The 24542-nt window shown below is 37.9% G+C and carries 19 protein-coding genes; 13 read left to right on the top strand and 6 right to left on the bottom strand.

What is annotated here, in order from left to right:
- The first annotated feature begins 90 nt into the window (after window positions 1-90).
- Genes EA772_RS19595 through EA772_RS19580 form a run of 4 tightly spaced genes read left to right on the top strand, consistent with a single transcriptional unit; the run spans window position 91 to window position 2969 of the window.
- A complete protein-coding gene (locus EA772_RS19595) occupies window positions 91-930 on the top strand; it encodes an aldo/keto reductase (protein WP_124914628.1) in 840 nt (279 codons plus the stop codon).
- 22 nt (window positions 931-952) lie between these two features.
- Entirely contained in the window at window positions 953-1936 is a 984-nt protein-coding gene (locus EA772_RS19590) for an aldo/keto reductase (protein ID WP_124914627.1), read from the top strand.
- A gap of 27 nt (window positions 1937-1963) precedes the next feature.
- Window positions 1964-2593, top strand: a complete 630-nt coding sequence (locus EA772_RS19585; RefSeq protein WP_168187608.1) for a flavodoxin — start codon at window positions 1964-1966, stop codon at window positions 2591-2593.
- Entirely contained in the window at window positions 2586-2969 is a 384-nt protein-coding gene (locus EA772_RS19580) for a cupin domain-containing protein (RefSeq protein WP_124914626.1), read from the top strand. The genes EA772_RS19585 and EA772_RS19580 overlap by 8 nt, the downstream gene beginning before the upstream one ends.
- A gap of 10 nt (window positions 2970-2979) precedes the next feature.
- On the opposite strand, the gene EA772_RS19575 is transcribed toward EA772_RS19580, so the two are convergent.
- Together EA772_RS19575 and EA772_RS19570 are read right to left on the bottom strand one after the other, a co-directional pair.
- Entirely contained in the window at window positions 2980-4044 is a 1065-nt protein-coding gene (locus tag EA772_RS19575) for a glycoside hydrolase family 43 protein (RefSeq protein WP_246833997.1), read from the bottom strand.
- Window positions 4045-4062: 18 nt separating this feature from the next.
- Window positions 4063-4887 (bottom strand): ATP-binding protein, encoded by an 825-nt coding sequence (locus EA772_RS19570; RefSeq protein WP_124914625.1) that lies wholly within the window; start codon window positions 4885-4887, stop codon window positions 4063-4065.
- A gap of 277 nt (window positions 4888-5164) precedes the next feature.
- Here EA772_RS19570 and EA772_RS19565 point away from each other — a divergent pair, with 277 nt between their 5' ends.
- The gene (locus EA772_RS19565) at window positions 5165-7990 is read left to right on the top strand and encodes an FAD-binding and (Fe-S)-binding domain-containing protein (protein WP_124914624.1); all 2826 of its coding nucleotides are present in this window, start codon (window positions 5165-5167) and stop codon (window positions 7988-7990) included.
- Here the strand turns inward: EA772_RS19565 and EA772_RS19560 are convergent, their stop codons facing one another.
- Window positions 7991-8983, bottom strand: a complete 993-nt coding sequence (locus EA772_RS19560; protein WP_124914623.1) for an AraC family transcriptional regulator — start codon at window positions 8981-8983, stop codon at window positions 7991-7993. It lies immediately after the preceding gene.
- Window positions 8984-9091: 108 nt separating this feature from the next.
- Here EA772_RS19560 and EA772_RS19555 point away from each other — a divergent pair, with 108 nt between their 5' ends.
- From EA772_RS19555 to EA772_RS19520, 8 genes are all read left to right on the top strand, one after another.
- The gene (locus tag EA772_RS19555) at window positions 9092-11485 is read left to right on the top strand and encodes a TonB-dependent receptor plug domain-containing protein (protein ID WP_210405056.1); all 2394 of its coding nucleotides are present in this window, start codon (window positions 9092-9094) and stop codon (window positions 11483-11485) included.
- Window positions 11486-11505: 20 nt separating this feature from the next.
- Window positions 11506-12756 (top strand): hypothetical protein, encoded by a 1251-nt coding sequence (locus EA772_RS19550; protein ID WP_116167945.1) that lies wholly within the window; start codon window positions 11506-11508, stop codon window positions 12754-12756.
- Window positions 12757-12871: 115 nt separating this feature from the next.
- Complete coding sequence (locus EA772_RS19545) at window positions 12872-13948, top strand: metallophosphoesterase (RefSeq protein ID WP_124914622.1); 1077 nt, start codon at window positions 12872-12874, stop codon at window positions 13946-13948.
- A gap of 106 nt (window positions 13949-14054) precedes the next feature.
- Window positions 14055-14237 (top strand): hypothetical protein, encoded by a 183-nt coding sequence (locus tag EA772_RS19540; RefSeq protein WP_124914621.1) that lies wholly within the window; start codon window positions 14055-14057, stop codon window positions 14235-14237.
- A gap of 543 nt (window positions 14238-14780) precedes the next feature.
- Entirely contained in the window at window positions 14781-16871 is a 2091-nt protein-coding gene (locus tag EA772_RS19535; RefSeq protein ID WP_124914620.1) for an FUSC family membrane protein, read from the top strand.
- 99 nt (window positions 16872-16970) lie between these two features.
- Window positions 16971-17765 (top strand): SDR family NAD(P)-dependent oxidoreductase, encoded by a 795-nt coding sequence (locus tag EA772_RS19530; RefSeq protein WP_124914619.1) that lies wholly within the window; start codon window positions 16971-16973, stop codon window positions 17763-17765.
- A 32-nt stretch (window positions 17766-17797) separates the two neighbouring features.
- Window positions 17798-18289 carry a peptide-methionine (S)-S-oxide reductase MsrA gene (gene msrA / locus EA772_RS19525; RefSeq protein WP_124914618.1) on the top strand — a complete coding sequence of 164 codons (492 nt, stop codon included), beginning with the start codon at window positions 17798-17800 and terminating at the stop codon, window positions 18287-18289.
- 115 nt (window positions 18290-18404) lie between these two features.
- Window positions 18405-18935 (top strand): DinB family protein, encoded by a 531-nt coding sequence (locus EA772_RS19520; RefSeq protein WP_124914617.1) that lies wholly within the window; start codon window positions 18405-18407, stop codon window positions 18933-18935.
- Between the two features lie 39 nt (window positions 18936-18974).
- On the opposite strand, the gene EA772_RS19515 is transcribed toward EA772_RS19520, so the two are convergent.
- From EA772_RS19515 to EA772_RS19505, 3 genes are read right to left on the bottom strand one after another with little or no spacing between them, the layout of a single operon-like run.
- A complete protein-coding gene (locus tag EA772_RS19515) occupies window positions 18975-22103 on the bottom strand; it encodes an efflux RND transporter permease subunit (protein ID WP_124914616.1) in 3129 nt (1042 codons plus the stop codon).
- Window positions 22104-22133: 30 nt separating this feature from the next.
- Window positions 22134-23231, bottom strand: coding sequence for an efflux RND transporter periplasmic adaptor subunit (locus tag EA772_RS19510; RefSeq protein ID WP_124914615.1), 1098 nt, complete (start codon window positions 23229-23231; stop codon window positions 22134-22136).
- Between the two features lie 5 nt (window positions 23232-23236).
- On the bottom strand, window positions 23237-24502 hold the full coding sequence (locus tag EA772_RS19505) for a TolC family protein (RefSeq protein ID WP_246833996.1): 1266 nt from the start codon (window positions 24500-24502) through the stop codon (window positions 23237-23239).
- Window positions 24503-24542: the final 40 nt, after the last annotated feature.

The following is a 24542-nucleotide window of genomic DNA, read 5'->3' as shown; positions in this document are numbered from 1 at the left end:
CACAGGTATGGTCAAGGATGCATATTGAAGGATAAGATCGAGGATGTTAGGTTTATCTAAGTATTAGTAAATAGTTTTTAAAACATAGAAATGAGAAATATCACACTGAATAACGGAATTGAAATGCCAGTTTTAGGATTTGGCGTTTACCAGATTAATGATGCTGCAGCATGCGAAAAAGCTGTGGTCGATGCGATTGAAGCGGGTTACAGGTTAATTGATACGGCATCAGCTTACGGCAATGAAGAAGCTGTTGGTAATGCCATTAAAAAAAGTGGTGTTGCCCGGGAAGAATTATTTATCACCACCAAACTTTGGATCTCGGGTGCGGGCTATGATCAGGCTAAAAAAGCTTTTGAAGTTTCCTTGAATAAGCTACAGCTTGATTATCTCGATTTATACTTAATTCACCAGCCTTATGGCGATGTGTATGGAAGCTGGAGAGCCATGGAAGAGTTATACAAAGATGATAGAATAAAAGCCATTGGTGTGAGCAATTTTCATCCAGACAGAATCATGGATTTGATTGTGCATAATGAAATTATACCCGCCATTAATCAAATAGAAACACATCCATTTAACCAGCAAATAGAAACACAAAAATTCCTGAAGGAAAACAATGTCCAGATTGAAAGCTGGGGGCCATTTGCGGAAGGTAAAAATAATATGTTCAGCAATGAACTTCTAACTTCCATTGGTGCAAAATATAATAAAAGTGTTGCTCAAATTATTCTCCGCTGGTTAGTACAAAGAGGGGTAGTGGTTATTCCAAAATCAGTAAAAAAAGAACGGATTGTGGAGAATATCGATGTTTTCGATTTTGAGTTGGCTACCGAAGATATGGATGCAATTATTGCATTAGATACAAAAGAAAGCGTATTTTTTGATCATCGCGATCCTGCAATTGTGAAATGGCTAGGAACAAGATAATCAGTTTAAATAAATAAAAAAGATGGAAAAAAGAATATTAGGAAACCAAGGCTTAGCGGTTTCGGCATTGGGATTAGGTTGTATGGGCTTAACATTTGGTTACGGACCAGCAACGGATGAAACAGAAGCCGTGAGTTTAATCAGAAATGCCTTTGATTTAGGCATTACATTTTTTGATACCGCTGAAGCCTACAGTCAGGGTGGTAATGAAATTGTTTTAGGAAAAGCAGTGCAGCCATTTAGAGATCAGGTGGTAATTGCCACCAAATTTGGTTTCCAAGATGGCGACGCCACCAAGGGTTTGGATAGTCGCCCGGAAAGGATTCGTCAGGTGGTAGAAAACTCATTAACGCATTTGCAAACCGATTATATCGACTTACTTTATCAACACAGGGTTGATCCGAATATACCGATTGAAGAGGTTGCAGGAACCATCCAGGAATTAATTAACGAAGGAAAAATTAAACATTGGGGCCTTTCAGAAGCTGGAGCAGAAACCATTCGAAAAGCACATGCCGTGCAGCCAGTTGCTGCTTTACAAAGTGAATATTCTATGTTTTTTCGTGATGCTGAAAAAGAGATTATTCCAACCCTGGAAGAATTAGGAATCGGTTTTGTGCCTTTTAGTCCATTGGGAAAAGGATTTTTAACCGGTGCAATCAATGAAACCACACAGTTTGATAAAGACGATTTCAGAAATATCGTGCCTCGTTTTTCAGAAGAAAATAGAAAAGCTAATCAAACATTGGTTAATTTATTAAAAAACATTGCTAATGAAAAAGAGGCTACGCCAGCACAAATTGCACTGGCCTGGTTACTCGCTCAAAAATCATTTATAGCACCCATTCCAGGAACGACTAAACTACACCGATTGAAAGAAAATGTTGGCGGCGCAACTGTGCAGCTTTCTGAGAATGATTTAGCTAAAATCAAGCAATCGCTAACGGAAATCGAAATTGTGGGCGAAAGATATCCTCAGCATTTGCAAAACAGGGTGGGGAAATAATCAGCAAAAAAACGTTATATAAATTAGATGAAGGCAATAAACATCATAACTACAATACTTCTATGTTGCATTTTATCTTCTTGCTCAAATGCACAAAATAAATCTGTTCAGAAAACACCAATGGGCAAGAAAGTTTTAATTGTTTATTTGTCAAGAACGAACAATACTAAAGCCATAGCAGAGATTATTCATCACCAGGTAGGAGGAGATTTGGTAGCCATTGAAATGCAGAAACCTTATCCGGCGGATTATAAAACTACTGTAGCACAGGTTGCAAATGAAAATGAATCAGGCTTTCTTCCTCTACTGAAAACCAACATTGAAAATATCGATCAGTACGATACAGTTTTTGTAGGTTTTCCAACCTGGGGAATGGCGCTTCCACCACCAATTAAAAGTTTTCTCCGCAAGTATAACTTCAAGGGGAAAACCATAGTCCCTTTTAATACCAATGCAGGTTATGGCATTGGAAGTACTTTCGATACCGTAAAATCACTTTGTGCGGGAAGTAAAGTGTTGGAGGGTTTTAGCACGAAAGGTGGAATTGAAAAAGAAGGTGTTTTACTGGCTATTAAAGATGGTGTAAGGAAACAAGCAGAGATGAAAGTGATCGCGTGGCTCCGAAAAATTGGATTAAACAAAAAAGATAATGGATAATAAAGAATTTAAATCAGCACCGGCATCATATTTTACTGGAAAAGCATTTTTGAAAACACTTGTTGCAGCAGATGAAATTACGAATTGCAACATTAGTGAGGTGGTTTTTGAGCAAGGTTGCCGAAACAATTGGCACACACATCCGTCCAACCAGATACTGATTGTTAAAGAGGGTACCTGCTGGTATCAGGAAGAAGGAAAGCCGATACAAAAATTTTCGGCAGGTGAAGCCATTAATATTCTGCCGGGAATAAAACATTGGCATGGGGCATCACCAGATGCACCAATGGTCCACTTTGCCATCAATATCAACACTGAAAATGGCATGGTAAACTGGCTGGAGCCTGTAACCGATGCGCAATATAACGCTGGTTAATTCAGCTAATTTATTTGCTGGGAAAAGCCTTCAATAATGCTTTGGCTTCGGCAGCTGATAATCTGGAAACACTTCCATGCCGGGCATCGTCTGGCATAGAAGTGTTTTTTTCTAATTTCCAGTTAAATAAATCTGTTGATGAAGAAATGCCGTATTGGTCTACCATCGGGTAATCATACAGCAATAGCCAGCCTTTCTTTAAAGGATCTTTCATCACACTTGGTCCTTCGGTAATGGTCGGGGCGATTTGTCCTTTATTCAATGGCCCTTCGTAAATTTTGTAAGGTCCTTCGATATTTTTCGCCGTTGCTACACGAATACCTCGTCTTTCACCAGTTTTTGCACCAAACTCCTCTTCTTTGTGGAAAAGATAGTAAGTACCCTGGTGCGTAATCATTGTTCCATCAATAACCGAGTAGGGCGGGTCGAACATTAATTTGGCAGGGCTGAAAGTTTCCCAGTCCTTAGTTTGGCAATACCATAATCTACTTTCTTTCCAGCCTGCATCTTTAAAAGTAGATGACCAAAAAATGGTGTATTCTTTTGTGTTTTGATCGTAATAAAATTCTGGTGCCCAGATGTTTCCAACAAAATTTCCTGCTTCGTCTTTTACATCTTTCATTAAGTGGATGTATTTTTCAAATTTCCAGTTAATTAAATTCTTTGAGGTGGCATAGGTAACGCTCGGCCCGAAGTTTTTTCTGTTTTCAGGCCCACCACCGCCTCCTGTTGCGATCAATCGCCAGGTTCCATCTGCTCCGCGGTGGATATATTGATCACGCATGAAACGATCCCAAATTGGTTTATTATTATTTAAGGCATCCCAATGGCGTCCATCCTTTGATAGCGCAATATGGAGATTTGCGCTTAACATAGGGTTCGGTAACGGAACTTCTACGGTTTCACCTTTTTCATTAATCTCTATCCTGGTAGGATATCGCTGACGGAAATAGGTTAACATCCATACACTATCAGTTTTAGCGGCTGTTCTTTTTGTAGCAGGTTTTCTGTCTTGTGCGATTGAAAGTTGAATAAACGTAACGAGCAGTAGGGTTAAGGCAAATATTTTTTTCATGGGTAGGAGTCTGATTGGTTAAAATTCAACTTTATAAGCAATGACCGAGTTGGCATTAAATGTAGGTACATAAAGCATCTTGCTTCGTTGATCGTAACAAATATCTGCTGTATTCATCTTGCCCTGAACATCTAAAAGTTTATGTTTGGTGCCATCTTTCTGAATATGATAAACAATTCCGGCCCAACAGGTTACAAGAAAGTCGCCGTTGCCAAGTGGTTCCAAACCATCGCCCGATTTTTCCAATCCTTCTGTTATTATCGTTTTGCTTTTATTTTTATCAAATTTCAGGAGTTGAAAACCTGATAAAACATGAAGTTCATTGTTGATAAATTTCAGTCCATTGGCTGCAGTTACCTGATCGATATAAACGCGGCTCTCTCCCTGCGAAATTTGATGAATTTTATTTGTCCGGGTATCAGAAACGTAAACAATTCCTTTTTTCTCAATGGCAATATCATTGAGGAAAACAGCATCCGGCACTTTCACGGTTTCTGCTATTTTTGCCGTTTTTAGATCAATAGCATGTACCACATCCAAATCGGCAACATACAGTTTGCCGTTATACACCGCCATTCCTTTTGGCGCATTCAGGCCGCTGATCCAGGTAGCATTTTTAATTGTTCCATCTAAATTTAAAATGGCAACACCGCCTTTGCCATCTTTCGCATTTCCCTCTCCGTCGATAAGAGAAACGTAGAGTTCTTTTCTATTTGCCATGTAAACTACCGATTCTGGTACCGGAAGCTGCTCGGTTGATGCCCATTCTTTTTTCAAAGTGATGGTTTGTGCATCAATCCGATTTGAAAGAATCAGACAAATAAATAAAAAAAAATTTTTCATAAGGACTTAGTTAAAGGATGATTAAGCAAATTAGCCAATTTAATAAAGGGATACAAATTGTTGTCGAAATCGACTTGAAGTAAACAAAGGATTTGGTGATAGTTGTGAAAAAGCCAAATGTAGAGATCGGTTAAAGCACTTTAGTATATCGGTATTGCAGCATCATCCAAAAATCCTTTGGATTAAAAACTTGGGGTTACTAAACTCAATATGCTTTTAATTGCACAAATGTTTAAGCTATCTTTGTTTTCCTTAGAGGATTATCTTAGATAAATTGATGAACGAGATTGGAAAATTGCTAAGCAAAATAATTGCTGAAGATCGTGTGAAAACGAGATTGATAGATTTGGTGTCTTATGCCTCTGATGCAGGCTTTTATTACCTCAGGCCAAAAGCAGTTGTGCAACCAATCTCTATTAATGAAGTGATCTCACTGTTTTCGTTTTCACAGCAACATCAAATCCCAATTACGTTTCGAACAGCGGGTACCAGTCTCTCAGGGCAATCTATTTCTGATGGTATTTTGGTGGATTTAAGTCAGTACTGGAATTTGGTTAGGGTAGAAAGCAATGGTGCACAGGTACGGGTACATCCGGGCGTTACGGGTTCGGTAGTCAATTCCGAGCTTAAAAAATTTGGAAAAAAAATTGGCCCTGATCCTGCAAGCATTAACTCAGCCATGATGGGAGGAATTCTGTCAAATAATGCCAGTGGGATGTGCTGTGGTGTGAGTAAGAACTCCTATCATACCTTAAAATTCATCAGGTTTGTGCTTCCTAACGGTAAGCAATATAGCACAGAACAGGCTGTAGATTATCAACGCTTCGAGGATGAATGTCCAGTAATTTTTAGGGGCATCCAATCCTTGAAAAAAGAAATTGCCAATAATAAGGAAATCTTCGAACTGATCAGGCATAAATACAAGACTAAAAATACAGTTGGTTACTCGATAAATGCATTCATAGATTATGAACATCCTCTGGATATTTTAGCGCATGTACTTGTTGGTGCCGAAGGAACGCTGGGTTTTATTGCTGAAGCTGTACTGAATACAGTTGACGATTATCCGCTCAAAACTACAGCGCTGTTGTATTTTCCTAACATTTTTGCGGCTTGCAATGCGATTGTACCTTTAACCATTTCAGGTGCAGAGGCAGTAGAGTTGATGGATCGTGCTTCATTGCGTTCGGTGGAAGACATTAAAGGAGTGCCAGCAATATTGAAATCGTTGCCAGATGAAGCAGCTGTGCTTCTGGTCGAGTATCAGGATCATACCCAGGCCCAGCTGGATGCAAAATCAGCGCAATTTCTCTCTGTTGTTGATCAGCTTGAACTGATGTTTGCACCAGAGTTTACGAATGATCCGGTGGAGCAGGCTTTTTTATGGAAGATCAGGAAAGGAATGTTTCCTTCAGTAGGATCGGTAAGGGCAAGTGGAACCACCGTTATTTTGGAGGATATCGCCGTGCCAGTTGCCGAGTTAGGCAATTCAATTTTAGATTTACACGGTTTATTCGCTAAATACCATTATGATAATGCCATTATTTTTGGTCACGCGAAAGATGGAAACATCCACTTTGTGGTTACCCAGGCATTTGATACTGCTGCGGAAATCAGCAGGTATAATAACTTTTTAAAAGAAGTTGTTGTTTTGGTTACTGAAAAATATAAAGGGGCTTTAAAGGCAGAACACGGAACCGGACGGAATATGGCGCCCTTCGTGGCCACTGAATGGGGCGAGGGAATTTATGAGGTGATGAAATCGCTAAAAAACTTAATCGATCCGCATTATCTTTTAAATCCAGGGGTGATTATAAATGAAGATCAAGGTGCACATATCAAAAACTTAAAAGACTTACCTCAAGTTGAAGAGGAAGTTGATAAATGTATGGAATGTGGCTTTTGTGAATATAAATGCCCAAGTAGAAATATCACTCTAACGCCACGCCGGAGAATCGTTGTGAGAAGAGAACTGCTTAAGTTAAAGCGGAACAACGAAAACGGGAGCTACAAAGAATTGCTTGATGAATATCAATACGACGGCCTGGATACTTGTGCTGTTGACGGCTTATGTGCAACTGCCTGTCCGGTTGATATTAATACAGGGTCTTTGGTGAAACGATTAAGACGAGAAAACCACAGCAAGTTTGCAAACGGACTGGCCTTAACAGTTGCTAAAAACTTTAAGCCGGTTACATCAGTAGTTAAGTTTGGCATTACCGTGGCCTCAGGCATTAATAATGTATTTGGAGCCAATGCAATGACTAACCTTACCAAAGGTTTTAAGAAAGTAATTCCCGGCGTGCCTTTATGGTCAAACCAAATTAAACCCACCAAATCATTTAGCCAGTACCAGCATAAATTAACTGCAGCAAATGCGCCTTCAGTGGTTTATTATCCGACTTGCATCAGCAGAACAATGGGTGGAACGTTGGAAGGACAAAAAAATATCATTGAAACATTTATTGAAGTTTCAAAGAAAGCTGGTATTGATTTTAGAATTCCTGATAATATCTCAGGTACCTGTTGCGGGCAGATTTTTTCTTCAAAAGGTTTTAATGATGCATTTCGCTTTACCGTGAATGATACCATCAGCAAGTTATGGGAATGGAGCGGCAACGGAAAAAGTCCGGTTGTACTGGATATTACCTCATGCACCTATACTTTACAGGAGTGCAGGCCATCGTTAACAGATGAGAATAAAAAGAAATTCGATGCGCTAACCATTATTGACAGTGTGGATTATATTTTGGATTATGTGCTTCCTCATGCTAAAATTCTAAAGAAGAAAGATAAAATTGCACTCCATCCGGTTTGCTCGTTACAAAAAATGGGACTCGAGGGCAAGTTTGTAAAAATTGCGAATCAGTTGGCCAATGAAGTGATGATGCCCCTCCATGCAGGTTGCTGCGGAATGGCTGGCGACCGAGGATTTTTATTTCCCGAATTAACCGCTTCGGCAACGTTACCAGAAGCTAATGAAGTTAAAAAAGAAGACTACGACGGCTACTATTCTTCGGGTAAAACTTGCGAAATCGCCATGTCTGAAGCGGTAGGTAAGAATTATGAATCTATCGTTTACATGCTGGATGAATGTATATAACTACATTTTAGATCTTAATTTGGTGGGTGGATAACCGAATGTTTTCTTAAAAGCAATACTGAAGTTGGATATATTTTGGTAACCCACCATATAACTTATTTCCTGCACCGAAAGGTTTTTATCCAAAAGATAATGCCTGGCTTTATTCATTCTGATTTCTTGTAAATACCCAAAAACAGTATTTCCAAATACAGATTTGAATCCCTCTTTAAGTTTAGTTTGATTGATGCTTGCCTTGCGTGCCAACTCTACGATGGTGAATGGTTTGTTAAGATTTTCTCTAATTAATTGAGCGGCAAATTCAATTCTTTCCGTATCTGAATGAGTTAATTTAAAATTTTCTTTTTCTTCAGCTAATCCATTAAAGCTTAATGCGATCAGTTCGTAAACTTTCGATTCCAGGTAGATCCTTCTTGTAAGTCCTACATAAGGACAGTTCTTTATATCCTGTATCACACAAAACTCTTTCGCACCAATCTTTATTTCATTAGGTGCTAAAACCGTACTGATGTCTTTATGGCATTTGTTCAAGAATCGATCTAGTATTTTGGATTCACCTTCGTACTGTGCCAGTGTCACAAAAGGTAAATGAATATCGAATGTGTTATATTCTATATTCTCTTTAAAACCGATTTTAGCCTGATTATCCTCCGCTGTAAGGAATGTAATGTTTCCAGCCATTGCCGAAACACTATCCCGGGCTGTAGCCTTATTTTTATAATAAATGTGTTGATCGGAAAGGTTGAAGTGCATCTCTAAAAGAGATGAATCCCCTTTTCCATTAACGCTAATGTTATCTCCAAAAAGATAATTGCCATGTAAAATGGATAAATCCTCCCGCACGATGAACTGGTCATAAGTAATTTCCCCCTTTGGAGTAACAAATTTTAAGTGTTCAACAATTCCGTTAGCGGGTTTAGTAACCTCATTTTCTACCTTTTGATCGTATAAAAGGAAATCATCAAAATCGCTACCATCCAGTTTATAGCTCATCTATTAATTTCTAAATTCATAACAAAAAATTCCATTCTCATAAATTCCGGCTAGGCAAATCTACTACTTTTGCGGTTATAATTTATAATCAGTTTAAATAAAGATAAATTGACTAAGAGATACTTATCATTAATTTTCCTTTTTAGTGCGTTTTTTGTTTCAGCAAAAGCTGCTTGTCCTGTTAGCATCTATGTTGATGATTCAAATAAAAATCCACTTTCTGCTATTACCATCATCATTGATCATAAATCGGTTGGAGTAACTAATGCCACTGGGTTAGCAAATATTTTACTAGATGAAGGCGTTTATCAAATTGAGCTAAAAAAAGGCAACTCATCAATTAACCGTACAATTAGGGTAAGCTGTAGTGCCGAAAATTATTTTGCTTTCACTTTGAGCAATCTGGAAATGAAAAGTTTTGAGCTTAAAGAAGTCCAAATCGTTTCTAAAACTACTAAACGCCAGATAGAGACTTCCCCATTTTCGGTTCAGGCAATTGACCTGAGAAAATCGTACGATAAAGGCGGCGATGTGAGTGAGGTTTTGAATAGGGCTTCTGGTGTAAAATTAAGAAGTGACGGGAATCTTGGCGCTCCGGTTCAAATTAACTTAGGCGGCTTGCAAGGTAAAGCTGTAAGGTTATTTAAAGATGGTATCCCGATTGAGTTGTTCGGGCATGGATTCAGCTTAGGCACAATCCCGGTAAACATGCTCGATCGGGTAGAAATTTATAAAGGCGTAATGCCCATATATCTGGCGAGTGATGCTTTAGGTGGTGGAGTAAACCTCGTTACCAGAACTGGTCTAGATCAATACGCTGAAGTATCATATGAAGGGGGCTCTTTTAATACCCATCGGGTAACACTAAATGCATTGTGGCAAGATCGATCTAAAAAGTGGTATCTGGGAACGAATAGTTCATTCAATTATTCGGATAATGATTATAAAGTGAATGCGCCTTTTTACGATTCCCAAACTTCCGTAACCGAATACCGCGATGCCAGAAGATTTCATGATGCAACAAAAAGTTATTACGCAGAAGCTTACGCAGGTTTGCAAAATCGATCCTGGGTTGATGATTTACGTTTAACGTTGATCAATTCAAGCTTTGATAAAGAGCTGCAGCACGATGCAGAAATGAACAAGGTTTACGGGCAGGCGTTTTCGAAAGAACTTAATAATACCGCTTTATTGAACTATAAGAAACGTTTTTTTAACGATAAACTGAATATTAATCTGTTAAGTAGCTTTAGTAGTTTCAAAACAAAATTTGTGGATACGGCTACGGTGCGTTATGGCTGGGATGGACAGATCATTGGCAGTAATCTTCGCCCTGGAGAAATTAATTTGGGAAACAATCAGCAAATCGATTATCAGTTTTTCTTCTCCAGATTGATAGCATCCTATCAACTGTCGGCTAAACATACTATTGACTTCAGCCAAATGCATTATGAGCAACATAGAAAAGGAAGCGACCCACTTGGTGCCATTTCTGCTATTGAAAGGATAGATGTACTTGGCGTACCAGCAGTTTACCAAAAAAATAACCTTGGCCTTGGGCTTCGTTCAAGCTGGCTTGGTGATCACCTGGAAAGTATCGTTGCCTTAAAATATTATCACTTCAATACCAAAGGATACACAACTGATAATTTTGGCTTGGGATGGCAGTCTTCCAGTAGTGGAGAGCAATTGGGTTACCTTGGGGGTTTGCGCTGGAACACTGGTCGCTATATGTTAAAGGTTTCATATGAATATGCGAATCGATTGCCAGATGAATATGAAATTTTTGGTGATGCCAGATTGATTAAGGAGAATATGGACCTTAAGCCTGAAAAAAGTCACAACGTTAATTTAAACGGTCAATACAGCTTTCAGGAAGGTGACCATAGCCTAACGCTTTCAACAGGATTATTCTACAGAAAAGTTAAGGATATTATCTTTCTACAATTGGATATCCCATTTAGCCGCTATATTAATTACGAGCGGGCAGAGGTTAAAGGGTTTGAAGTAGAAGCCAGTTATGCGCCATCTAAACGTTTTGATTTTGGCGCTAATTTAACCTACCAGGATATCCGAAGAGTTGAAATTGAGGAAACGATGTTTAAAAATCTGGAAGGTTCACGCATCCCCAACGTACCATTCTTATTTGGAAATATCTGGTTTAGCACATATTTTAATGAGGTTTTCAAAGCCAACGATAGGTTGGAAGTGAACTGGAACGCAAATTATACGCACCGTTTCTTCCTTAAAGCAATTCCTAAGAATCAAGAACCTGGATTATTTGAGAAGGTGCAGGATTTTCAAACTTCATTGGTAATCCCAAATGATGATCGTTTAGCACAATTTGCCAATAATGTTGGAGTTTACTACCACTTTTCCAAACCAAAAATTACTTTATCTGCCGAGTGCAGGAACATTGGAAATGAGAAGCTTTACGACAACTTTAATGTTCAAAAACCAGGAAGGTCATTATATCTAAAACTAGTTTATCAATTTTTATAATCATATTTTATCTAATCGAAATGAAACGAATCAAATTTCTAAGTACAATGTTTGGTTTATCTGCGCTAATGTTTTTAGGCGCTTGTAGCAAAACCAATGAGCCTGAACCCAATCAGCCAGATACAGATATTCCAGCAAATGAAACCTGGATTATTTATAATGCAAACGCAAATTGGAGTGGTGGTATTTATGCACTAAAAAACAATAAATCTCGTGAGATTAATTTATCTGGTCTACCATTTTTTCAAGTTAGTAGCTCACTAGGTGGCCGTGTATTAGGGAAAACCCTTTACAAAGTAAACAGCGCATCGAATGCACAAGGCATCCTTAAATTAAATTTAAACACCGCAGGTCAGGTTGTGCAGGATAAGTTTTTAGCCTCACTGTCTAACGCGTATATTTCAAATTATTTAGTAGTGAGTGCAACTGAAGGTTATTACTGGGATGATGTAAGAGGTGGACTAAAAGTTCAGAAATTCAACCCCACTACAATGGAGCGTACTGGGGAAATCGATTTTAGCTCATTATCCGAAGGCTTACCAAATGAATCAGCTGGTCAGTTAATTTTGGCCAAAAGAGATGATAAACTTTATGTTGATTTATTATTGGGTACCAAATTAACAGGCAACTGGCAGGTATCACCTCCTAAACAAGAGGTGGCCATTGCAGTTTACGATTTAACCAATAACAAGATTTTGAATGTGACCAAATTTGCGGGTACAACTAATTTAGGTGTATTTATCGACCACGTTTTATACAGCTATGATGAAGTGACCAAAGACTTATATTTTGTTGCAGTAGCAGATATGAAAACACAGCCTACAGCGGCTTCTTCAAAAATCCTACGTATCAAAAACGGCGAAACTCAATTCGATCAGAACTTTTCTATTGATATCAAAAACTATCAGTTTCCAGCTGAATTTAATAGATTATTCGTTCACAACAGTAAAATTTACACCACTATTCCTTCAAGACCAACCTCATATTATGGCGGTGGGCAACATGGCGTAACGTATAGAAGTGACGTATGGTACTGGAATGAAATCGACGCGACAACAAAAAAAGCAACCCGTTTAAATATTCCTGCTGATAGTTTCTACGGAACCTCAAATCCTTTTATGCACAATGGCGAAATCTACTTTTTATCGAACAATACAACTGAAGGTTTCTCTGGCGTTAATCAGTATAATCCAACCACCGGAAAAATCAAAGAAACATTCCGTTTAAAAGAAAGTGGTAGATTAAATGGTTTTAATATCATTGTTGATTAAAAAATCTTCTGCTAATTTTAAAAGGGAGCTTATTTATTTAATAGGCTCCCTTTTTTATATTTATTATGCAGATAATCATTAAAAAAATACATTTGCTATATGTTATTCTTTTTTTATGAGATCTCTTAAATACTTATTGCTCCCATTTATATTATTTTATGGTGTTAAAGTTGCAGCTCAGGTCGAGCAAGATGGGCCTTACATCGTTCGCTCAGGAAAGAACATTATTGCTCATTATGTTCTGAATGATCTAAGCAAAACAGATACTTTAAATGAAAAAAATCCTGTTCAGGTTCGGTTTGCAAAGCATAAAGAATGGGATTTTAGTTTTAAGCTACGTGCTAAAAATGTTATCCAGCCCTCTTCATATAAGGCTGTAGAGAAAATGCTTGTCCTTTCTGATATTGAAGGTGAATTTGAGGCGTTCCGGGCGTTAATGATTGCGAATAAAGTAATAGATGAGAAATATAACTGGATTTTTGGTAAAGGACATTTAGTGATTTGTGGCGATTTATTCGATCGTGGAAAAGATGTTGTTCCTTATTTGTGGTTGCTTTATAAATTGGAAGAAGATGCCATTAAAAAAGGAGGCTTTGTGCATGTGCTCTTGGGTAATCACGACGTGATGAATATGGCGGGAGATTTACGATACTTAGCACCAAAATATCCTGCATCAGCTAAATTGATTGGGATAACATATGAAAAATTAATTGCAGAGGATACTGAAATTGGCAAATGGCTAAGAAGTAAAAATGCAATAGAAAAAATCGGCGATAAGCTTTTTCTCCACGCAGGTATTTCTCCTGAAATTAATGCCACTAACTTATCGTTGAAGGAAATTAATGATAAATGCCGAAGCTATTATGGAATCTCTACCAAAAAACTTGATGCAGAAGGCAAAAAATGGATGAGCAGTGGTGGTCCATTTTGGTATAGAGGTTACTTCGGCGATGATAGAACTCCCATCACTACAGTAGATTCTACTTTGGCAAAATTTGATGTCAGGCAAATTGTAGTTGGCCATACCATTACCGAAGAAAATATTGCTGCTTATTATGGAGATAAAGTTATTGGTGTAGATGTCAACCAACACAAAGGCAACCGTAAGGCGATTATTTTTAATAGTGAAAAGGCATTTGTAGTTGATGATAAAGGAAATCGTACACCGCTTGCTAATTCCGATAAAAAATAATTTGGCATCATAATGCTATTCTAACTAACCAAGCCCCCGCCCAAAAAGCGAGGGCTTTTATTTTATACCAAATTTTCATATCTTGTGATTCAATTAACCTCAAATTATGACCTACATCATCACTATTACTTTATGCATTGCATTTCTCGTTCAGAAAATATTTTCTGCTAAAGCTGCACACGATAGAAAAGACTTGAGAAAGTACAAAGCTGATTTGGTTGTTTTAACTATCGCATTGGTAGGTGGTACAGTATTAATTGTTTTGATGAGACATATGCTTAATAAATAATCAGCCATAATTTTATGATATCAACGTTAGTTCAATGGTATTTCCGGGAGTGATTAATTATCTCTTTTAACTGCACTTTGATTTCGATAGACCACAATTACATTAATCCACAAGTCCTATTTTTGATTACACCAATTGCGAACTGAACGAGATTTTCTGCATTGAAAAGCTTTACAACGCTCAGAGTATGGTTTCAGACTGGTTTTGTACGATTGAAACCAGTAAATATAAAAAAAGCAGGTCCGAGGGCCTGCTTTCCATTAGTTTCTAAATCGTCCCGTTGATTTAATTCTAACTGCACTAAAACTAGCGTTTTACAATTTACATAAAAAGGGTAAAAACACCTTAATTTATATCGATTCTTGTAGAATAATTCATACCTGGATGCTGCCTTGAAATTTGGTTTTTAAAGGCCTCTACATAAATTTATTATCAGCAGCGATGCGAAATTTTGAAAGCAGTTAACCTTAATACACCCTGCTGACTGAAAATATCAACTGATGTCTTACCTTTGCCGCACTAACTGAAATAAATTATTCCATCTTGATCAAACGCGGCAAAAAAGCATTCGCATTAAATATTACTTACTTTTTTCTTGGAGAATACTTCTCCGATGCGCTGCGTACCACTTTAACTGTCCTTTTTCCAATTATATTGTTTTTCTACTTAGGTAACCCGGAAGCTGCGACTGGAATTGGTGTCGGTGCCTTGCTTATTAGCTTAACCGACTTGCCTGATAACCGATTAAACAAACTTAAAAATGCGCTGATTAGCATTGTTGTCTTTTTTCTAACAACATTTTTAGTTTCACAGATTTTGAATTACAAAATCTGGTCTGCACTGATTATTACTTCTCTTGCTTTTCTCTTTTCCATGTTTGCGGTATATGGTCAAAAAATGAGCTTGATTGGAACCATGGCTTTAATCGTTTGCACTTTCGTGATGGGGCTGCATCCGGCCCGGCCGCTTTATTTTAGTGCATACATGTTAATCGGCGGTGTTTGGTATTATTTAGTTAGCGTTATTCAAACACTCATCCGTCCATATCGTTCGTTGAATCATGCCATTTTTGAATGTTTGCTGGCCAGTGCAGCCTTTTTAAAGGCAAAGGCCAAAAATTATGATCCGGAGATTCTATTAGATCATCAGCAAAGAGAGATTATCAAATTACACATTCGGGTAAATCAAAAACATGAATTAATCCGAAGTTTATTGTTAACAGATCGCTATGCCATGAACCCTGACAATAAGAAGGGTCGGGTTTTATTGGAACGGGCTGGCTTATTAATCGACCTATACGAACAACTTAACGCAGTTCATTTCGATTACGAATCCATCCGACAGTCTTTATCTGGAGGTAAAAGTTTAACGCTCATTGCTGATTTGATCCGAATACTAGCCGAAGAAATTGAAGATCTTGGCAGGCATGTTCGAACCATTAAAAATATTGAGTCAAGGTCGAAAATTAATTCATCATTCATTGCTGATCAAAAAAAATTGATTGCAGAGATGAATCACTTAAACACTGAACAACGAGAGTTTATCAGAAGTGTAATTTCTAATATTGATGAAATTGCTCAGATCATTATGGCCATAAGAAAGAGCGAAATTAATGATCAACACCATTTACAGCCCAATGAAACTATTGAATATCCACTGTTTGTGAGTTCAGATCGACTTTCGCTCAAAGATCATTTAGGTTTAAAATCCCCAATATTCAGGTTTTCGCTTCGCATGGCAATTTGCTTCCTGTTCGGTTTCCTGCTCATTAATCAATTAGAAACCAGCAAATATAGCTACTGGCTTTTTTTAACTTTAGTAATCGTAGCGAGACCAAAATTTTCAATCACATGGAAAAGGAATTTTCAGCGGTTAAAGGGAAGTTTAGGTGGAGTTGCCATCGGCCTATTGCTAATCTATCTGATAAAAAGCCCCACGATATTATTGAGCATTTCTGCTATTTGTTTACTTGGTTTTTATGCTTTTAATAGAATTAATTACACCATAAGTGTAATGTTTATTACCCCAGCTGTAATTCTTACTTTAGGTAGTTATCATGGCCATTTTGACCATATTGTTCATGATAGGATAATATTTACAATGATTGGCTGCGGAATTGCAATTCTTGCCACTTACCTTTTTCCGATCTGGGATAGCAAACAAATGCATCAAAAAATCAAGGAAGCTGCAAATGCAAGTTTGAAATATTTTCTGATCACTACAGATAAAAACAAAGAGCCCAATGAAAATATAAATAGGATGGCCAGAAAAAATGCCAATCTGAGCCTCTCTGCTTTATCAGAATCCATTGAATCTGCAAGTCAGGAGCCATGGCAATCGAGCCTGAATCTTCAATATTTGTATGAGGTACAAGTTATAATTTATAAAATCAATGCCATGATTACTTCCATTTATCTGGCAGGCGAAGGGCTTGATATCGATAACGAAAACAACTTAGTCATTCCTATTATAAGGAATCTGAAACTTGAAAAATCCATTCAGCCTGAAGAATCAGTGGATGATTCCCTTCTCAAATTAAATGATGGAAACAAATCTGATCTCCTTAGCCACAAATTAAGTGATATAAAAACACTGTCTGCAATACTTTCTGCCGAATATCATTTGCATCATTAGCCAATCATTCAAGTTAATTTTTACATCTGTATGCTTTTTCCGATAAACAGATCAATCAGGGATTTGTTATCATTACGTATCTAAAAGATAAAAGCTAAAATGGATTTACAAATAAAAAATAAAATTGCTTTCGTAAGCGGATCAACTGCTGGGATAGGATATGCAATTGCCGAAAGTTTATTGAAAGAAGGAGCACAAGTAATTATCAATGGACGATCGAAGGAAACTATAGATAATGCGATTGCAAAATTGAAAAAGGATACAGGAAATGATGCTGTGACTGGAATTGCAGCTGATTTTGCAAAGGCAGAGGAAGTAAACAAACTAATTGAAAGTTTGCCTGATGTAGATATTCTGATTAATAATGCCGGTATTTTCGAGCCGAAAGCCTTCGAAGAGATTAGTAATGAGGATTGGTTTCGTTTTTTTGAAGTTAATGTAATGAGTGGTATCCGCTTATCAAGATCGTTGTTTCCAAAAATGTTAGCTAAAAACTGGGGTAGGATCATTTTCATTTCCAGTGAATCGGCAGTTTTTATACCCGATGAAATGATTCATTACGGAATGACCAAAACTGCCCAACTCGGCGTAAGCAGGGGTTTAGCTGAGTTAAGCAAAGGCACAAATGTAACGGTAAATTCAATTTTGCCAGGACCAACAAAATCAAAAGGTGTTGGAGGTTTTATTGAAGATTTAGCCAAAAAAGGAAATATCAGCATTGCTGAGGTGGAAGAAGATTTCTTTAAAAATATGCGACCAACTTCACTGATTCAACGATTTTTAGATGTTAGCGAAATTGCCAACGCTGTAACTTATTACGTTAGTCCGCTGGCTTCGGGAACAAACGGCGCCGCCATTAGGGTAGAAGGCGGTTTAATTCGTTCAATATTGTAATATCTTAAATTCACAAAATAAAGCACATAAATATGAGTACTGAAAAAGCAATTTTAGCTGGCGGCTGCTTCTGGGGTGTTGAGGAATTGATCCGTCACCAGCCTGGTGTAATTTCAACTGTTGTAGGCTACACCGGTGGTGATGTTCCAAATGCAACTTATCGCAATCACGGCACACATGCTGAAGGAATTGAAATTGAGTTTAATCCTGAAGAATTATCGTATCGCAAACTATTGGAATATTTTTTCCAGATTCATGATCCTACAACAAAAAACCGCCAGGGAAATGACGTCGGGACATCTTACCGTTCAGCTATTTTTTACCTGAATGAGGAGCAGAAAAATACAGCACTTGAGTTAATTCAGGAACTGGAAAATTCTGGCAAGTGGCCGGGCAAATTTGTAACGGAAGTGGTTCCTGCTGGTGATTTTTGGAATGCGGAAGAAGACCATCAGGATTACCTGCAAAAAGTTCCCTATGGTTATACCTGCCATTTCGAACGTCCAGATTGGAAATTAAGTTAAAGTTAAAGGAGTTTGCATTGCAAACTCCTTTTTTTTTCAGCCATTTTTCTCAGCCAAAACGCAGCAGTTATAATCGATTCTTATTGTTAATTTTACGTTGATAAAACCAAATCACATGAAAACAATAAAATTATTAACCAGTTTATTGGTGCTAATGGCTGTATTTAATACAGCAAGGGCACAAACTACTCCTGCTGATGTAGTGAAAGAATGGGAGCGGGCAAAAGCTTACACTAAAGAGTATCTGGATGCTATGCCTGAAAAAGATTACGGGTTGAAACCTACTCCTGAAATGCGATCATTCGCAGAGCAAATGTTGCATTTGGGTGCAGATAATTATGTATTTACGGCTGCTGCCTTAGGAGCTAAATCTCCTGCGGGAATGGATCAGCTTGAGAAAACCAGCGAAAAAACAAAAGCGGTAGTTACTAAAAATGTCTTAGATAGTTATGATTTTGTTATTGCTGCCCTTCAAAAATTAAACGCCGCCCAGTTAAATGAAAAGGTAAAACTATTTGATCGTTTTGAACTTTCAAGAGAAGCTGCTTTCGAAAAAGGTTTCGAACATCAAACCCACCATCGTGGTCAAACCACTGTTTATCTGCGTTTGGCAGGAACTAAACCTCCGCAAGAAAAATTATTCTAATAAAAAACAAAGCCTTTCGAAAGTCGAAAGGCTTTGTTTTTAAGCTTGTGCTGGATTTATTTTTTCAACCTTTTTTTTGTACGACCAATAAAATACAATCGGGTAAACGAAAAGATTAAATAGTGTATTGGTAATCAATCCACCGATAACTACTATCGCTAATGGTTTTGATGCTTCTGATCCAATTCCAGTTGATAATGCTGCTGGCATTAAACCTATTGCAGCCATTAGTGCGGTCATTAAAACCGGCCTGAATCTGCTTGCAATTCCGTCACGCATGGCATCGGTAAATGTCCAGGTTGCATGGTGCTTCAATTCGGCAATATTTGTTTTGAATCTGGTAATCAGAATTACGCCATTTTGAACACAGATTCCAAACAAGGCAATAAAGCCGATCCCCGCCGAAATATTAAAGTTTACCCCGGCAATAAGTAAAGCCAAAATTCCACCAATCATCGCAAATGGCACATTGTTTAATACCAATAAAGCATCCCTGATATTTCCAAAAAGCACAAAAAGAATGAAGAAGATTAACAACAAACTCACTGGAACAGCTTGTGATAATCGGGAAATGGCTCGTTGTTGATTTTCGAAATCTCCTGCCCATTCTAATTTGTACTCTTTTGGAAGTTTTATTTGTGCATTTACTTTTTGTTGCGCTTCGGCAATTACGCTGCCCATATCTCTACCTCGTATGGAGAATTTAATGGCGCCATAACGTTTGTGTTTGTCGCGGTAAATCATACTTGGGCCAGTGATTTTTCTGATGCTCGAAATTTCGCCAAGCTGAACATTTGAACCTGATAAAGTGGGGATGCGAAGTTTGCTAATAGAACTTTCATCATTTCTAAAGTCTTCCGGATAACGGATGATGAGGTCGAATTTTCGCTCGCCTTCATAAATTTGAGTTGCTGCTTTACCACCAATAGCCATTTCAATTACAGCGTTGGCATCAGCTGTGCTGACACCGTAAAGCGCCATTTTTTTCTGATCAAGGTTAATTTGCAATTCTGGCTGACCAAGATTTCTTAGAATGCCTAAATCCTCAATACCATCAACAGTTTTTAAAATCTTCTCAATTTTTTCCTCTTCCTGTTCAATAAATTCGAAGTTTTCGCCGAACATTTTAACTACAATTGAACCTTTAACACCAGAAACAGCTTCTTCAACGTTGTCAGAAATGGGTTGAGAGAAATTTAGACTGATGCCAGGAAAACTTTTGAGCTTTTCCTGCATGCGTTCAATCAGTTGCTCTTTACTTTGTTTCCGTTTCCATTCTTTACGAGGGTAAATATCTACATGGAATTCCATATTATAAAAGCCTGTGGCATCCGTTCCATCATTTGGACGACCAGTTTGCGACATTACCTGCTTCACTTCTTCAAAACTTAAAAAAATCTTTCGCATGTCGTTTGAAAGCTTTTTAGTTTCATCAAGTGAAATACTCAACGGACCGGTTGCCCGCACATAAATCGACCCTTCATCCAGACTGGGTAAAAATTCAGTTCCTAAAAATTTAAAACTGAAAACACCCATTACCAATACGACAATCGATATGAAAAATACTAGCCTTTTTTTGCTGAAACAGCTATCATAGAATTTCAAAGTTGCTTTTGTCATCCATTCTAAAAAGACGTTATGTTTCTCTTTTACATTCTTTTTTAACAACACACTTGCCATTGCCGGTACCAGTGTAAAAGTTAAAATTAAGGCACCGAGAAGCGCAAAACTTAATGTCCAGGCCAGGGGAGAGAACATTTTTCCTTCCACTTTTTCGAAGGTAAATATGGGTAACAAGCCGGTGATGATAATCAGTTTGGCAAAAAGAATTCCTTTCCCGTTTTCCATGGAAGCCTTTTTGATAAAACCCAGCTTGCTCATTTTATTGAAACGATCCATGCCCAGTTTCCTGGCTTTCATATCCAGGGTTACGAAGATTCCTTCCACCATCACGACCGCACCATCTATGATAATTCCGAAATCTATCGCACCCATGGATAACAAATTCGCAGGCATTCCTTTTAGTTTTAAACAGATAAAGGCAAACAAAAGTGCTAATGGAATGATGATCGATACAATTAACGTGGTGCGCCAATCAGCCATGAAAAGGAAAACAATGAGAGTAACGAATAAAATCCCTTCAAGCATATTTCCCATAACCGTGTGAACGGAGTAATTCACTAAATCTTCGCGGTCGTAAAAGGCTTTAATCTTTACATCATCCGGTAAGATGCTGCTATTGATGATAGTTATTTTTTCTTTTAATCGGCTTATTACTTCACTCGGGTTGCCACCTTTCCGCATCACCACAATCCCTTCCACTACATCAGGATCATGATCCCGGCCTACCTGTCCTAGTCTTGGCAATGCTGATTCAGCAACTTCGGCAATGGTTTTAACATATATGGGAGTACCATTTACATTATCTACCACTACATTTCTAATCTCATCAATGTTGTTGAGCACACCAATTCCACGCACTACGTAAGCCTGACCACTTTGAACAATTACATCGCCCCCCACGTTAATATTGCTTTTTGAAACCGCTTCGAAAAGCTCTGTAGCTGTTACGCCATATTGAATGGATTTCTGTGGATCAACGGTAATTTGATAAGTTTTCACTTCGCCACCGAAACTCACGACATCGGCAATACCCGATACCGAAAGTAATTCCCGCTGGATGACCCAGTCCTGTAAGGTTTTAAGTTCACGTACAGATTTTTGATCACTGGTTAAAGTATAGCGGAAAATTTCTCCTGTCGGGCCATATGGTGGCTGTACTTCCGGTTGAATGCCTTCGGGTAAATCGGCTTCATCAAGGTGGTTATTCACCTGAACCCGTGCTTCCGCGTAATCAACATCATCCTCAAAACTTACTTTAACAATAGAAAGTCCGAATAGGGAAGAGGAACGAATGCTGGTGCGTTTTTCTGTTGGGTTCATGGCAATTTCCAGCGGACGGCTAACGAACTTTTCTACCTCTTCAGCACTTCTCCCTGGCCATTGCGTAATAATGGTAATATTGGTATTGGTCACATCAGGAAATGCATCAATGGTGGTATTTTTGAAACTTAAATAACCTGCTAAAATGAGGATGAAAGTGGCGAAAAAAATAAAATATTTGTTCTTCAGCGCAAAGCCGATGATGCTTTTGATAAAATTATTCATGGGTTAAAAATCTAATGAGTGAAAGGAATTTTACTGCGTTTTTAAGTTTTCAAACAAGAAAACCTGTTTAGATGCAATCACCCGATCACCAGCTTGAACCCCCTTGCTAATGAAAATTCTGTTGGCAGTTTTACGGCCAATCTCTATTTCCTGAATGCGAACCTTATTGTCGCTGTTTAATACAAGCACATAGTTTTTGTTTTCATCAAAAATTACAGCTCTGGCATTTACAACCGGTAAATTAACGCCTGAACTTGCTGAAACTTTAACTGTGCCTAACATGCCTGGTTTTAGCAGGAAGTTAGGGTTTGCAATGACAACTCTTGCATTCATCACTTTACTATCCTGATCAATCAGATTATAAATTTTATCTATTTTTCCTTTAAATACCTGCTCTGGATAAGACAGTGTAGATAAATTAACTTCATCGCCAGGCTTAACACGAGAAATATCCGATTCATAGATATTGATCATCGCCCAAACATTCGAAAGATCAGCAACCGTAAATAAGCTTTTATCATTATCGCTACGCAATTGCATGTTATCATTTACATTTTTTTCAATTACAAAACCATTCAATGGTGATTTTATAGCATATAACCCTGTACTGCTGCCACCGTTTATTTTTAATACAGCGTTTGCTCTCTTTAGCTCTGCCTTTTTCGTTTGGTAATCATTTTTAGCTTCTTCCAATTCCTTTTCAGATGATAAACCGCTTTCGTAAAGTTGTTCAGCTTGCTTTAAAATTCTATCAGCAGTTTTTAGTTCAGCATTTGCCGCAATTACTTCTTTGTCAAATCCAGCCATTTCTGCACTATTTACTGTTGCCAGGGTTTGTCCGGCATTTACCTGATCACCTAAACGCACATTCACCCGATTTACAGATCCGCTTACCATCGGGAAAAGTTCCGATTTCCGATCTTCATTTGCCGTAATTTTAGCAGAGAAAATAATGTCAGCCTTCCCGTTAGCTTGCTGTACCGTATCAATAATCAACCTGCTTAATAACGAATCTGTAATGGCAAATTTTTCAGTTGGGGTTTCTACCTTGTTTTCGCTACAGCCAAAACCAAGGCCTATTGAGGTGAAAATTAATCCTTTTATGATGTTTTGATGGATGGTTTGCATAATGCTTATTTGAATATGTTTGTGCCGGTTACATAATTGAGTTCTTCTCTCGAGCTCATTCTTTCGAATTTGAGACTGTTGATTTGGAGGATATTTTCTTTGTATGATTCATACAAATCAAGGAATTCGATCAAGCTGATGTTCCGCTCTCTAAAGTTTTTAATCAGTCCGTTGATAATCTTATTAAAATCTCCATTAAAGGATGGATCAATCTCCATTAATAGCTTTTCGTTCCTTATCGCAGTGCGATAACTGTTGAAAACCTCATTTGATAATATTAATTCCTGCTTTTTGATGTTGGAGGTAGCGGCATCGATTCCAACCTTTGCCTTTTTAATTTCGCCTTGATTTCTGTTAAAAAGTGGAATTGGAATTTTCAGACCGATACCGGTATATTTTTCGGGATAATTTCCTTTTAAATCGTATGCCAGGGAGACCTCAACATCGGGGATAGCCATTGCCTTTTGCAATTTTAAGTTAAGCTCGTTGTACTCCAAATCAGTTTTTGCCAGCTTTAAGTCTGCCCGGTTGGTTCTGGCAGAATCAAGCAGCCTTGCGTAAGGAATTTGATCTATAGCAGTTACTCTACTTTCTGCAACCGTTAACTTCAGGTTTGCAGAAGGTTCCAGGCCACATAATAATCTTAAATCCTTATAGTGATCTTCTAGCTCATTCAAAAGATTTGCCTGTTCTGCCTTTAAATTAATTATTAAAGATTTGATTCTGATCACATCTTTTAAGGCAATATTCCCGGCTTTCAACTGGATTTCATAAGCCTTCAACAAACTTTCGGTTGATTTGACCTGGTCTTCGTAAACGTGAATAGATTGAGTGGCGAAGTAGGCTTTGTAAAAAGTGTTGCGCAGTTCAAATTTTAGTGTGCGCATCAAATCGAAATATTCCAGTTCAGCCAATTTTACACCTGTTTGTGCCAATTTTATATTCTTATTTCGCTTTCCGGCCAGCTTGACAAGCTGAGAAATAGAACCTGCGTACTGACCATAGGCATAAGATGTTTGCAGAATTTTTTTGGTTTCGTGGTTATAGAAAAGGTTTTCATACTCCAATTCCGGATTATCAAAAAGCTTCGCTGTAATCACTTCTGCCTTTGCCTGATCAATCTGATAGTTACTGGCCAGTAAATCGAAATTATTCTTTAAAAAAAGAATTTCAGCTTGTTTTAAATCTAGTTTTAGGGAATCACTTTGAGCAAAGCTTGCATTGATCGAAATAGCCAATACGAAAAGCAAAAATGAACTTAATCTCATCATACGGCAAAACTATTCTTGCCGAGTTAAACGCGAATTAAAT

It is taken from the genome of Pedobacter sp. G11, assembly GCF_003860265.1.
Taxonomy (GTDB): Bacteria; Bacteroidota; Bacteroidia; order Sphingobacteriales; family Sphingobacteriaceae; genus Pedobacter; species Pedobacter agri.
Note: the sequence above shows the minus strand (reverse complement) of the source record. Positions and strands in the feature narration are given on the sequence as shown.

Excerpts from the sequence above, each read along its gene's own strand:
- EA772_RS19595 (WP_124914628.1), top strand. The coding sequence starts at position 91 with ATGAGAAATATCACACTGAATAACGGAATTGAAATGCCAGTTTTAGGA.
- EA772_RS19590 (WP_124914627.1), top strand. The coding sequence starts at position 953 with ATGGAAAAAAGAATATTAGGAAACCAAGGCTTAGCGGTTTCGGCATTG.
- EA772_RS19585 (WP_168187608.1), top strand. The coding sequence starts at position 1,964 with ATGAAGGCAATAAACATCATAACTACAATACTTCTATGTTGCATTTTA.
- EA772_RS19580 (WP_124914626.1), top strand. The coding sequence starts at position 2,586 with ATGGATAATAAAGAATTTAAATCAGCACCGGCATCATATTTTACTGGA.
- EA772_RS19575 (WP_246833997.1), bottom strand. The coding sequence starts at position 4,044 with ATGAAAAAAATATTTGCCTTAACCCTACTGCTCGTTACGTTTATTCAA.
- EA772_RS19570 (WP_124914625.1), bottom strand. The coding sequence starts at position 4,887 with ATGAAAAATTTTTTTTTATTTATTTGTCTGATTCTTTCAAATCGGATT.
- EA772_RS19565 (WP_124914624.1), top strand. The coding sequence starts at position 5,165 with ATGAACGAGATTGGAAAATTGCTAAGCAAAATAATTGCTGAAGATCGT.
- EA772_RS19560 (WP_124914623.1), bottom strand. The coding sequence starts at position 8,983 with ATGAGCTATAAACTGGATGGTAGCGATTTTGATGATTTCCTTTTATAC.
- EA772_RS19550 (WP_116167945.1), top strand. The coding sequence starts at position 11,506 with ATGAAACGAATCAAATTTCTAAGTACAATGTTTGGTTTATCTGCGCTA.
- EA772_RS19545 (WP_124914622.1), top strand. The coding sequence starts at position 12,872 with ATGAGATCTCTTAAATACTTATTGCTCCCATTTATATTATTTTATGGT.
- EA772_RS19540 (WP_124914621.1), top strand. The coding sequence starts at position 14,055 with ATGACCTACATCATCACTATTACTTTATGCATTGCATTTCTCGTTCAG.
- EA772_RS19530 (WP_124914619.1), top strand. The coding sequence starts at position 16,971 with ATGGATTTACAAATAAAAAATAAAATTGCTTTCGTAAGCGGATCAACT.
- msrA (WP_124914618.1), top strand. The coding sequence starts at position 17,798 with ATGAGTACTGAAAAAGCAATTTTAGCTGGCGGCTGCTTCTGGGGTGTT.
- EA772_RS19520 (WP_124914617.1), top strand. The coding sequence starts at position 18,405 with ATGAAAACAATAAAATTATTAACCAGTTTATTGGTGCTAATGGCTGTA.
- EA772_RS19515 (WP_124914616.1), bottom strand. The coding sequence starts at position 22,103 with ATGAATAATTTTATCAAAAGCATCATCGGCTTTGCGCTGAAGAACAAA.
- EA772_RS19510 (WP_124914615.1), bottom strand. The coding sequence starts at position 23,231 with ATGCAAACCATCCATCAAAACATCATAAAAGGATTAATTTTCACCTCA.
- EA772_RS19505 (WP_246833996.1), bottom strand. The coding sequence starts at position 24,502 with ATGATGAGATTAAGTTCATTTTTGCTTTTCGTATTGGCTATTTCGATC.